Source organism: Synechococcus sp. WC101 (assembly GCF_047461555.1).
In the GTDB taxonomy this organism is placed as follows: domain Bacteria; phylum Cyanobacteriota; class Cyanobacteriia; order Thermostichales; family Thermostichaceae; genus Thermostichus.
This window is the reverse complement of record NZ_JANSHG010000091.1, coordinates 1-10,311: the sequence shown is the minus strand read 5'-3', so window position 1 is coordinate 10,311 and position 10,311 is coordinate 1. Positions and strand designations below refer to the sequence as shown.

The window sequence follows — 10,311 nt, the reverse complement described above, 5'->3', positions numbered from 1 at the left end:
GGATGGCCTCGCCTCTGACAGGATCTGGCAGGATCCCCTGGTTGAGGCGGGCGGTGTATTGGTAGCCGCTGGCGGTGTGTTGGAAGAAGGTGAGGGGCTCCTGCAGCCCTCGCCAGCTCTCGCCTGGCCCGCCAGCGTGCCCCAAGGCCAGGTGCCGCCAACTGGCCCAGAAGCGCTGTGGATTGGGGAAGGTGCGCCAATGCAGCTCCTCGTCTGGCCCCAACACCTGCGCCATGCCTCCCCGCCTGGGGTCGATGGCGTACATGAAGGCAAAGCTGATAGGCGGATCCCCGGGCAAGGTGACGCGGCTGTACCAGCCCTCGAAAAACGGCTCGGCACAGCCATCCCAGTGATAGCCGCCATGGGGCAGGGATCCCCAGTCCGTTGAGCCGTTTTGCTTAAAGCACTCTGCCACCGGAGAGCAACTCCCTCGAGAATCGCCAGAAGATAGAAAAAAGTCTATAGCTACCAAAAGAGCAATTGTATTGTTTCTATGTTTGTCTGCTTTTAGGATATCAACCAAGCTGAGATTTTAAGTCCAACTTTTTGGGACTTTTCGGCCTTAAGTTTGTGCCCTATGCGATGCTGAATACGCCCGCAGATGGGGGCACTTCGGCTGAGGGGGTAGGGTACGCCTGCGCTAGGTTAGTCGTCCGACGGTTCTATCTTGGGATCCAAGCTCTTGGCGGTAAGGCGCAAGGCTTCCGCCTGATCCATCACTCGAGGCGCTTGCACTGCCGTCTCAACCCCTTGCCGATAGCTCTCCCACAAGGGCATTTCCGGGTAGGTTTGCTGCAATTTTTTGATCTCATCTAGCAGAGCGCCCAGCCAGCCAGACGTACCCCAGGTGAGCAAAAACTGCAAGGGATTCCAGAGGTTGAGTTGCCGCCCCAATTCGTTGAGGCTTTCGTTGCGAATGGGCGGGTCGAAGATGTCGGCCACCGTCATCAACTGGCGCGCCAAGAGCGGCCTGAGGGTTGTCTCAGCAGCCTCCACAACGGCGGGAAGGGCGGCTTGGATGCGCTCGGGACTGGGAATGTGCCGGGCCTGGGGCAAAGCTTGCAGCAGCAACTCCAGGCGTCGCCCCGCCTCTGCCGACTCCAAAGCCGATTCTAGGGTTGTGCCCACGCTGAGAAACACTTCTCCCGTCAACAGCCGCACGGCGTCGATAACCAAGTGGTACAGGGGCGGGATCGCCAGCTTGATCCACTCGCTCTGGAAAAACTCCCGCAGCCGCCGCGCCAGATAGTCCCCCACTTGGGTGGTTTGGATCCCCACTTGGGTGAGGGAGAGGTACCAGTCGGGGGGGGATCCCTTGGGATCAAGCCACTGGCGCAGAGTTTGCCATTCCTCTTCTGTGAGGGCAGTTCGCCCCTGTTTTAAGACGCTGCGCCGCAGCTTGCCCTCGGCATTCAAGAGCTTGCGCAGCTCCGGTGTGCCCAGCAAAGAGAGGGCGCTTGCGGATCCCACGCTGCCGATCTCGACAGCAATAAGGGCGGCCAAGAGGGCGGCTGAGGCTTCCACTTGGATCTCGCCGCTTTTGTCCATCACCAAAGGTAGGCGGCTGTTGCCATAGGCCCGCAGGCTCATCGCCTCCAAGGTAGAGCGCTGCTCAGAGGTCAAGGCCCCCGCCCAGGCAGGGATGCCGTTGGTGGCTGCTTCGGGGTGTGGTGGCTCCTGCAGGCTGTGATACAGCAGGCTGGCCACCCAGGCTCGGTCGGCGGCCCGTTCCAGAGAGCCGATGACCACCTCCCATTGGCAGGGGTTGAGCAGAGGCAAAAGCGCTTGCAGCTCTCGCCGGAGGGGCTCTGGAGAGGTTGTGGCTCTGGCTTTGTCTAGAGTTGCCTGCAGCCGATCTCGCGCCTCGCGGCACAAGCCGCCCCACTCCAGTTGCCAACGAGCTAGGGTCTGCTGCACTGTTTCTTCGGAGCGTCGGGGCAGCTCCTGCCAGCCCGCCTCCAGTTGCCGCCACAGCTCCTCCCAGTTCAGATCCCCGGCCCTAGAAGGTGGAGAGTTCGCCGGTGCGGCAGGTGGGGCAGCGTTGGGATCGAGATTGGGGGAGAAGAACTCAGGCATGGGCAAACTTGGCCTCAGGGGCATTACCGGCATTATAGCTAGGGGTAAAAGGCGAGCTGTGGTAGGCCCAAGGTTTCCGGCCACCCCATCATTAGGTTGAGGCATTGCACCGCTTGCCCGGCTTGTCCCTTCATCAGGTTGTCGATCACCGACAGGACAATGACCCGGTTGGTGCGGGTATCCACTTCCACCCCAATCATGCAGGTGTTGGTGCCGGCAACCCACTTGGTTTGCGGGTAAACGCCGCGGGGCAGCACCTTGACCCAGGGGGATTGGCGATAGAAGGCGTTGTAAATGGTGATGAGATCTTCGCCCACAAGGCCGGGATCCCGCAGGTTGGCGTACAAGGTCACGTGGATGCCCCGCACCATCGGCACCAGGTGGGGCGTAAATTGCACGGTGATGGGGGTGTGGGTGAGGTCGGAGCAGGCCTGCTCGATCTCGGGTGTGTGCCGGTGTTGGGCCACGCCATAGGCGCCTAGCGAGCTGTCCACCTCGGCAAATAGGGATCCCAGCTTGGGGGTGCGGCCCGCCCCCGAGACGCCCGATTTGGCATCGAAAATCAGGCTGTCCAGCTCCACCAACCCCTGCCGCAGCAGAGGGGCAACCGCCAACAGGGAGGCCGTGGGGTAGCAGCCGGGGCAGGCTACCAGTTGCGCTTGGGCGATGGCCTCCCGGTAGAGTTCTGGCAGCCCGTAAACCGCCTGCTCGTTGGCCTGGCGATAGGCAGGGCTGGGCCAGTTGGGATCCGTCTGCCCCAGGCGATACCAGGATTGGTAGGTGGCCAGGTTGCGAAAGCGATAGTCTGCCGAGAGATCTAGAACTTTGCACCCTTTGGCTAGCAAAGGCGGCGCCAAGTCTGCTGCCAGGCCATTGGGCAGAGAGAGGAAGACAACGTCGCTGCTGGCGGCAATGGCCTCCACATCTACCGGCTGGATGGTCAAATCCACCGCTTGGGCCAGGTGAGGGTAGAGATCCCCGTAGCGTTTGCCGGCGCTGTCTTGACCGGCCAGGTAGGTGATCTGCGCGCCGGGGTGTTCGCTGAGCAGCCGCGCTAACTGCACCCCTCCATACCCGGAGGCCCCGACAATGGCGACACGGACGGGATCGGTGGGAGGAAGAGAACGAGGCGCCGTAGTGGCCATGGGGGCTGCCTGCACAAAATTGACGGCTTGCCTTACTATTTATCGCATTTGTTTACCCCATTTGCCGCCGCATTGGTTGAACCCGCCTGCTCTATGGGGGTCAGTGTTGCCTAGCCACCGAGCGGGATTGGTTACGCTGGGCTCACGCGAGCCGCCCGGGCCTTGGCAACCGCCTTGGTTGTTAAAGTCTTGCCCAGGGGGGTCTCCTATCTCGTTGGGGAAGGTTGTATGTACTACGAGCAACTGATCAACATGATCTTACGGGCCCACGGCCAAAGCAGCCGCCACGGCCTGGATCAGGAAACTTTAACCCTCTACTCCGAAGGCCCCTACACCCTCTACAAGCTCACCTCTCATTTCGACCGCCGCTCCATTTTTGTTTTGGCCCAAAACCAGCAGGAGGTGTTTGTCTCCGGAGATGCGTTTCACAGCAAGCTGATCCCGGGAGAATGGCAGGAGTGGCTGCACCAGAAGGCTTTGGCTGTTGCCGCCGAGACACCCCAGGCCAGCTAGCCGGCGAGGGCCAAAACGCCGGGCTGAATCTGCCGGGGCACCACTGAGAGCCGATCCAACTCCGCACAATAGGCCAGGTCCCTGTCGCTTTCAGGGCTAATGGCCAGTAGCCGCTGCCCATGGCTGGAGAGCCGCAACAGGCCCAGGAGATTGTCTTGCCAAGTTTGGTAGAGGGCCAGGGCGGCTACTGCCTCGTCGTTGCCCAACTGCTCCCACGAGCAGCCCAGGCGATGCAGAACTGCCCCGGCACAGGCGGTGTCTTCCAAAGCAAACGCCCCTTCCCAGCCGGATCCCACCAGCCACACCTCGGCAAAAGCTCCTCGCCTGAGAAACTCCACTACCGCTCCCAAGTTCACCAGGGCCGCCGTGATCACCACCGGGATCCTTTCTAAGCGCTGCAGGGTGCGGGTGCCGTTGGTGGTACTCATGAAGATGCGCTGGTCCCGCACGCGCTCTGGGGTGTACTCGCGGGGGGAGTTGCCTAGGTCAAATCCCGTCACCGTTTTGCCGCCTCGCTCCCCGGCCAAGAGCCGTTTGGAGGCCGGCCAGCTCCGGCTGGCCGCTTGCAAGGACTGCAAGTCGGCAAACACCTCAACGGCCTCTGCCCCTGCCGCCAGAGCTGCGGCGATGGTGGTGGTGGCCCGCAGCACGTCGATGGCCACTGCGCAGGCTGGGATCCCTGCCGGAGGGACTTGCTCAGGGGTGTGGAAGTGGAAAAGTTGCATGAGAGAGGGAGCAAAAAAGGTTCAACTAGAGCCCCACGAGAGCTTATTAGAACTCACGCCGGGCAAACACCAGCACCGTCAAAATGAGCAGCAAAACGGTGTAGATCAGACCGTAAAGCGCGTCGCCAAGGAGCTGGGTGGGCGGAGGAATTTGGCCGTAAACGGCAGCATCTCTTAGATTAAAGCGCTCCAGATCCGGCAAGACCAAGTAAATGACCTCGAACACCTTGCCAAAACCTGCGTCTTCCACCAGCTTGCTTAACTGCAGCAGGGCGCGGCTGGCGTGGCCCATAATGAACAGGGCAATGGTGTAGAGGGTGGCCAAAATTGGAGAGGTAAAAACCCCAAACAGCAGCGCTGCCGCCACAATCAGCACCAGTTCCAAAAAGGTGAAAACTACTGCCCAGAGAATGGCCCAGGGGGAAATGGGGGCCTGCACCAACAGCAGGCTGAGCAAAAAGACGGCCGTCATTATGACCAGCAGCACCGACAGCAAAGCCGACAGGCCCAGATGCTTGCCGACAATAAACTCCGCCCGGCTCATGGGCTTGGCAATCAGCACATAGACCGTGCGCCTCTCGATCTCTTTATTCACCAGCCCGGTGCCGACGAAAATAGCCACCACCAGCGCCAGGAAGTGGATAGCGGCCAGACCCAGATCGGCAATGATCTTGTTGTGGGCCTGGTTGGCTACCTGGGGGATCAAAACGATGGCTCCCAACATGGCCACCGCAAACACCATCACCAGATAGAGAACGCGATCCCGAATCGTTTCCCGGAAAACATTCTGGGCAATGGCCACGACGCGCGCCGCATCCATAAGCTGACCTCAAGCAAGCGACATCCAGCTATACACTTGTAGAAGTCCAGCTTTATTCTATGCAGTTCCAGGCCCAGATTCAGATCCACCTGCGCCCCTCGGTACTTGATCCTGCTGGGGCTGCTCTCCAGGCTAGCTTGCATCAGTTAGGGCATACCCAGGTGCAGGGAGTGCGCATTGGCAGACACATCCAACTGCGGCTAGAGGCCCCTGACGCCGAAACTGCCCGAGAGCAGGTGAACGAGCTGTGCGAGCAACTGCTGGCCAATCCGGTCATCGAGACCTATCAAATCCAAGTGGATCCTGTAGAGAGTTGATTGCTCACGCCTAGCCCTCACCACCTTTTTGTTTTCACAGCAAGGGATCCCCATGGCCAAGGTAAGGTTTGGCATTGTCGTTTTCCCCGGTTCCAATTGTGACCGCGACGTGGCCTGGGTAACCCGCGGCCTCTTGGGCTGCCCGACGCGACTCATCTGGCACCGGGAAACCGATTTATCGGGGCTGGATGTGGTGGTGCTGCCAGGGGGCTTCAGCTACGGGGATTATCTACGAGCTGGGGCGCTGGCCCGTTTTGCGCCAGTGATGGGATCCCTGGCCGAGCATGGGGCGCGGGGGGGCTATGTCCTGGGCATTTGCAACGGCTTCCAGATCTTGACAGAAGCCGGTCTGCTGCCGGGGGCGCTGGTGCGCAACGCCAACCTGCACTTTATCTGCGACCGGGTAGGGATCCGCGTGGAGCGGCAAGACCTGCCCTGGACCAGCGCTTACCCTTGCGGAGCCACCCTGACCCTGCCCATCGCCCATGGGGAAGGCCGCTACGTCTGCGATGCCGATACCCTCAAGCAGTTGCAGGACAGGGGGCAGATCGTCTTTCGCTATGCTCCGGTCGCGCCCAATGGCTCGGTGGACAACATCGCCGGCATTTGTGACCCTAGCGGTCGCATCCTCGGCCTGATGCCTCACCCGGAGCGGGCGGCGGATCCCGACTTGCCGGGGCAGGATGGGATCCCTTTTTGGCAGTCGATTGTGCAAAGCCTTGCCAGCTAGCCCTGCTGAGCCTGAGCCAACACCTGGCGCACTTGGTTCACCATCTCCTCGTGATCCACCACCGGCTTGGCAATGTAGCCATCGGCCCCACTCTGGGCCAAAAAAGTCTCCCGGTCGCCCAGCATGGCGTGGGCCGTTACCAAGAGGATGGGAATGGAGCTGGTGCGGGGATCCCCCTTCAGCAGTTGGGCAATGCGGATCCCGTCCACGGCCTCGCCACGAAAGGTGCTTTGAGAAAGGGAGACATCCAGCAAAATCACGTCCACCTCGTGCGCCTGCGCCAGCCGTAGGATCTCCTCCACATCCTGGCTGTGAAAGACCTCAAACCCGCCTCGCCGCCGCAACACTTTGTCGAAAACGCGGGCGTTAATTGGATCGTCTTCCACCAGCAGCACTGTTGCCATCGCTAACCTGAAGTTGACTTGGTTGCGAACTCGAGCCGCAGCAATCCCCGTAGTTCTGGAAACCATCCCGAAGCAATTCTAGCCATCCCATTCGAGCAGTGGGACAAGAGCTCCCCCTCCAAAATACTGATAACAAATCTCAATAAAGCTCAATAAAGTAGCGCCAGTAGCTACCCCCTCTGCCAGCAGGAGAGGACAGCTACCGTTTTGAAAACAGCTTTGCTGGGTTGCCTGGGGGATACTCTACCAGCCTGGAACCGAGCGCCCTCTGAAAACAAAACAAAAACAAGGCCGGGGATTTTTCCGGCCTTGTACGGGGTACAACTGCCGTCTCTTTTGGCCGCCTCAACCCACTCAACACTCTCAGCAAGCCGACAACAGCAGCCCCTGGCGCAGGTTACTTCTTCTGAATCCTAGGAGTTTCGCGAAAGGCGACGGCAAAAAACAGAAGGCCCAGCGTCAAAAACAGAATAAAGGTGTAGGTGATGGCTTCCATACCAACCTCCAAATCAGAATCCTAAGGGGGCTTGATTCCAGATTAGCTCAAAGCCGCCAGCACCCCCTCTCCCCAGAGAAACAGAGTGCCGGCGGTCATCCCGCGAGAAAGCCTTACGCTTCTTGCACCTTGCGCGTGGTGGGATCCCCCACTTTCTGGAAGACGCCGAATTCCACCATTTCCTCGCTCATGTTCGGGTCAATACCGGCGAACACATCCCGGAAGAGAGTACGGGCGCCGTGCCAGATGTGCCCGAAGAAGAACAGCAGCGCAAAGACCGCGTGGGCGAAGGTAAACCAACCGCGGGGGCTGGTGTGGAAAGTGCCGTCGGCCTTAGGCGTTTCGCGGTCGAACTCGAAGAGCTGGCCCAACTGAGCCATACGGGCATACTTTTTAACCGTTGGCGGGTCAGTGAACACCTGACCGTCCAGCTTGCCGCCGTAGAACTCCACCGTCACGCCCACCTGCTCAAAGCTGTAGCGTGACTCGGCGCGCCGGAAGGGAATGTCCGCCCGCACCACGCCATCGGCGTCCCGCAGGATGACGGGGAACGTCTCGAAGAAGTTGGGCATGCGTTGCACCGTCAGCTCCCGACCTTCACGGTCCCGGAAGACGGGGTAGCCCAGCCACTCGATAGCAATACCGTCTCCCTTGTTCATCGGACCAGCCCGGAACAAACCACCCTTGGCCGGGCTGTTACCCACGTAATCGTAGAAGAGCAGCGACTTGGGGAGAGAATTGTAGGCCTCGCTGCGGGTCATCCCGGCCTCCATAGCGGCATTGACGCGCCGGTTAATTTCCTGGTTGAAATAGCCGGAGTCCCATTGGTAGCGGGTGGGGCCAAACAGCTCCACAGGAGTGGTGGCACTGCCGTACCACATCGTCCCGGCCACCACAAAGCCGGCAAAAAACACGGCCGCAATCGAGCTGGAGAGCACGCTCTCAATGTTCCCCATGCGCAGAGCCTTGTAGAGGCGTTGGGGTGGGCGTACTGTAATGTGAAACAGGCCGGCAATGATGCCCACGATGCCCGCGGCAATGTGGTGGGCCACCACCCCGCCAGCGTTGTAGGGGTTAAACCCTGCCGGCCCCCACTCCGGCGCCACCGGCTGCACATGCCCTGTCGTCGCGTAGGGGTCGCTGACCCACATCCCTGGGCCAAACACCCCCGTCAGGTGAAAAGCCCCAAAGCCGAAACAAAGGATCCCGGCCAAGAGCAGGTGGATCCCAAAAATCTTCGGCAAGTCCAAAGCCGGCTCGCCGGTACGGGGATCCCGGAACAGCTCCAGATCCCAGTACACCCAGTGCCAGCAGGCGGCCAAAAAGAGCAAGCCAGACAAAACAATGTGAGCAGTGGCTACCCCTTCAAACGTCCAGAAGCCGGGATTGGCCACGCTCTCGCCGTAGATATTCCAGCCGCCCCAGGAGTTGACCACCCCCAGACGCACCATGAATGGCATGACGAACATGCCCTGACGCCACATCGGATTCAGGACAGGATCCGATGGATCGAAAATAGCCGTTTCATACAGCGCCATCGATCCGGCCCAACCTGCCACCAGCGCAGTGTGCATCAGGTGTACCGCGATCAGGCGACCTGGGTCATTTAATACAACGGTGTGGACCCGGTACCACGGTAGTCCCATAAAGCTCGATCCTCCACGTTCTCCAACACTTGCGCGATATCCAGTCAAAAAACTGAAGCCGACATCTTCACCTGGGATCCTTACCTAAGCAGTCTCTTCAGTGTCGAGGGGTGCCGCACCCACCTAACCCAAGAGCGCACCCAGTGAGGACATCGCTCTCAGAATTTTCATCACAGGCATCAAACAGTATAACGAAACGCAACTGACCTGAGCGGCTTCAGGCGGGATGCCCTCTTATCTGCCATCATCTTCCCAGATCTCTCGCCAAAGATTAAAAATATGATTTAAAGTGTAACAATACTTAGCAAACCCTGGAGCTTTCCTGGCTCAATCTGAAAGGTGTCGTGGTTTCGGGCGAGATTATGGCAACGATTCGCTTTGTCAACGAGAATAGAGAGATCGTCGTCGCGGAAGGCGCTAACCTGCGCTTGAAGGCGCTGGAGAACCAGATCGACCTTTACAAGATGATGGCCAAGCTGCTCAACTGCGGCGGCAACGGCCAGTGTGGCACCTGTGTGGTGGAGATCGTCGAGGGAGCCGAGAACCTCTCTCCCCGCACTGAGGCGGAAAACCGCAAGCTCAAGCGCAAGCCCGATACCTATCGTCTCGCCTGCCAGACGAAGGTATTGGGGGATGTTGCGGTGAAGACGAAACCCTAGAGCCGGCTTGGCCGCTTTTGGGCAAGGCGTACCTGAGAATGGTATGCTAGCTGCCAGTTGGGTTTGCGGCGTGTGCAGCTATGGAGACGAACTACCTGGGCCTTTTGGCCACCATTTTGGTTATTCTGGTGCCCTCGATCTTCCTGGTGATCTTGTACGTGCAGACTTCCAGCAAGTCGGAGAGCTGACCTAGGCCCATGAAGGCAAGTCTTACCTCCTGCTGAGGAACCAAGGCTCACAGTCGACGATGACATCCAAAGCTCGACGGGGATCCCCGCTGGAAAAGGGGATCCCTCTACTTTTTGCGCCAAGCTGTCCCTTGGCCGAGGCCCTCTCCACCTGGAGCCCTCCGGCAACGGTTCCTGCCTGTCTGTGTTGCCTGCGAGAAGGTTTCCGCTTCCCTAGCTAGAAATCTATAGCCTTCATCGGAAAACTTGATTTTTGTCTATCCTAGTTTGCCACTAGGATGCCTCTTAAGATTTTTTACAGGATCTCAGTAGGCGATGGGGTCAGGCGGGATTCCTGGCCGTAAGGAGGATTATGAGTTTGGACGGGCTGGTCAGAACCGCGTGGTTAATTCCCCTCTATGCGCTAGTGGCGTGGCTGGGGGCGTTGATTTGGTCCCCTGGGATCACCCGGCGCACCGGCCCCCGACCGGCGGGCTATCTAAATGCGCTGCTGACCTTGGTGGCGTTCTTGCACAGTGTGGGGGCGCTGGTGGCGATTTGGGATCAGCCGGCGCAGGTGATTCGGCTGCCCTGGCTGCAGGTAGGGGATCTG

13 protein-coding genes and 1 pseudogene are annotated in these 10,311 nt (G+C 59.6%); 6 read left to right on the top strand and 8 right to left on the bottom strand.

What is annotated here, in order from left to right; genetic code table 11:
- The 3 genes from NW809_RS07680 to argC form a co-directional block, all read right to left on the bottom strand.
- On the bottom strand, positions 1 to 415 hold a 415-nt coding region (locus tag NW809_RS07680; RefSeq protein ID WP_414401869.1), incomplete at its 3' end, for a tocopherol cyclase family protein.
- A gap of 230 nt (positions 416 to 645) precedes the next feature.
- A complete protein-coding gene (locus NW809_RS07675; RefSeq protein WP_414401868.1) occupies positions 646 to 2,076 on the bottom strand; it encodes a hypothetical protein in 1,431 nt (476 codons plus the stop codon).
- 38 nt (positions 2,077 to 2,114) lie between these two features.
- Positions 2,115 to 3,221: an N-acetyl-gamma-glutamyl-phosphate reductase gene (gene argC, locus NW809_RS07670; RefSeq protein ID WP_011429549.1), complete on the bottom strand. Its 1,107-nt coding sequence runs from the start codon at positions 3,219 to 3,221 to the stop codon at positions 2,115 to 2,117.
- 228 nt (positions 3,222 to 3,449) lie between these two features.
- Between argC and NW809_RS07665 the strand changes: the two genes are divergently transcribed.
- Positions 3,450 to 3,734, top strand: a complete 285-nt coding sequence (locus NW809_RS07665) for a hypothetical protein (protein ID WP_414401867.1) — start codon at positions 3,450 to 3,452, stop codon at positions 3,732 to 3,734.
- Here the strand turns inward: NW809_RS07665 and NW809_RS07660 are convergent.
- Both NW809_RS07660 and NW809_RS07655 read right to left on the bottom strand, forming a co-directional pair.
- Positions 3,731 to 4,459, bottom strand: coding sequence for a 2-phosphosulfolactate phosphatase family protein (locus NW809_RS07660; protein ID WP_414401866.1), 729 nt, complete (start codon positions 4,457 to 4,459; stop codon positions 3,731 to 3,733). The two genes, NW809_RS07665 and NW809_RS07660, sit on opposite strands and share 4 nt — an antisense overlap.
- A 46-nt stretch (positions 4,460 to 4,505) precedes the next feature.
- Positions 4,506 to 5,279 carry an ABC transporter permease gene (locus tag NW809_RS07655; RefSeq protein ID WP_011429546.1) on the bottom strand — a complete coding sequence of 258 codons (774 nt, stop codon included), beginning with the start codon at positions 5,277 to 5,279 and terminating at the stop codon, positions 4,506 to 4,508.
- Between the two features lie 59 nt (positions 5,280 to 5,338).
- Here NW809_RS07655 and purS point away from each other — a divergent pair, with 59 nt between their 5' ends.
- Positions 5,339 to 5,596: a phosphoribosylformylglycinamidine synthase subunit PurS gene (purS, locus tag NW809_RS07650; protein WP_414401865.1), complete on the top strand. Its 258-nt coding sequence runs from the start codon at positions 5,339 to 5,341 to the stop codon at positions 5,594 to 5,596.
- Between the two features lie 52 nt (positions 5,597 to 5,648).
- On the top strand, positions 5,649 to 6,326 hold the full coding sequence (purQ, locus tag NW809_RS07645) for a phosphoribosylformylglycinamidine synthase subunit PurQ (protein ID WP_414401864.1): 678 nt from the start codon (positions 5,649 to 5,651) through the stop codon (positions 6,324 to 6,326).
- Here purQ and NW809_RS07640 read toward each other — a convergent pair.
- From NW809_RS07640 to psbB, 3 genes are all read right to left on the bottom strand, one after another.
- Positions 6,323 to 6,730 (bottom strand): response regulator, encoded by a 408-nt coding sequence (locus NW809_RS07640; protein ID WP_414401863.1) that lies wholly within the window; start codon positions 6,728 to 6,730, stop codon positions 6,323 to 6,325. The two genes, purQ and NW809_RS07640, sit on opposite strands and share 4 nt — an antisense overlap.
- A 397-nt stretch (positions 6,731 to 7,127) precedes the next feature.
- Positions 7,128 to 7,226: a photosystem II reaction center protein T gene (locus NW809_RS07635; protein WP_011429542.1), complete on the bottom strand. Its 99-nt coding sequence runs from the start codon at positions 7,224 to 7,226 to the stop codon at positions 7,128 to 7,130.
- 113 nt (positions 7,227 to 7,339) lie between these two features.
- Positions 7,340 to 8,872: a photosystem II chlorophyll-binding protein CP47 gene (gene psbB / locus NW809_RS07630; RefSeq protein WP_099812394.1), complete on the bottom strand. Its 1,533-nt coding sequence runs from the start codon at positions 8,870 to 8,872 to the stop codon at positions 7,340 to 7,342.
- Between the two features lie 362 nt (positions 8,873 to 9,234).
- Between psbB and NW809_RS07625 the strand changes: the two genes are divergently transcribed.
- From NW809_RS07625 to NW809_RS07615, 3 genes and pseudogenes are all read left to right on the top strand, one after another.
- Entirely contained in the window at positions 9,235 to 9,531 is a 297-nt protein-coding gene (locus NW809_RS07625; protein WP_011429540.1) for a 2Fe-2S iron-sulfur cluster-binding protein, read from the top strand.
- Positions 9,532 to 9,611: 80 nt separating this feature from the next.
- Positions 9,612 to 9,719 carry a photosystem II reaction center protein PsbM gene (gene psbM / locus NW809_RS07620; protein WP_011429539.1) on the top strand — a complete coding sequence of 36 codons (108 nt, stop codon included), beginning with the start codon at positions 9,612 to 9,614 and terminating at the stop codon, positions 9,717 to 9,719.
- Between the two features lie 352 nt (positions 9,720 to 10,071).
- Positions 10,072 to 10,311, top strand: a pseudogene (locus tag NW809_RS07615) (NAD(P)H-quinone oxidoreductase subunit F); the annotation flags it as partial.

Coding starts and splice junctions, on each gene's coding strand:
- NW809_RS07635 (WP_011429542.1), bottom strand. CDS start 7,226: ATGGAAGCCATCACCTACACCTTTATTCTGTTTTTGACGCTGGGCCTT.
- argC (WP_011429549.1), bottom strand. CDS start 3,221: ATGGCCACTACGGCGCCTCGTTCTCTTCCTCCCACCGATCCCGTCCGT.
- NW809_RS07640 (WP_414401863.1), bottom strand. CDS start 6,730: ATGGCAACAGTGCTGCTGGTGGAAGACGATCCAATTAACGCCCGCGTT.
- psbM (WP_011429539.1), top strand. CDS start 9,612: ATGGAGACGAACTACCTGGGCCTTTTGGCCACCATTTTGGTTATTCTG.
- purS (WP_414401865.1), top strand. CDS start 5,339: ATGCAGTTCCAGGCCCAGATTCAGATCCACCTGCGCCCCTCGGTACTT.
- psbB (WP_099812394.1), bottom strand. CDS start 8,872: ATGGGACTACCGTGGTACCGGGTCCACACCGTTGTATTAAATGACCCA.
- purQ (WP_414401864.1), top strand. CDS start 5,649: ATGGCCAAGGTAAGGTTTGGCATTGTCGTTTTCCCCGGTTCCAATTGT.
- NW809_RS07665 (WP_414401867.1), top strand. CDS start 3,450: ATGTACTACGAGCAACTGATCAACATGATCTTACGGGCCCACGGCCAA.
- NW809_RS07655 (WP_011429546.1), bottom strand. CDS start 5,279: ATGGATGCGGCGCGCGTCGTGGCCATTGCCCAGAATGTTTTCCGGGAA.
- NW809_RS07625 (WP_011429540.1), top strand. CDS start 9,235: ATGGCAACGATTCGCTTTGTCAACGAGAATAGAGAGATCGTCGTCGCG.
- NW809_RS07675 (WP_414401868.1), bottom strand. CDS start 2,076: ATGCCTGAGTTCTTCTCCCCCAATCTCGATCCCAACGCTGCCCCACCT.
- NW809_RS07660 (WP_414401866.1), bottom strand. CDS start 4,459: ATGCAACTTTTCCACTTCCACACCCCTGAGCAAGTCCCTCCGGCAGGG.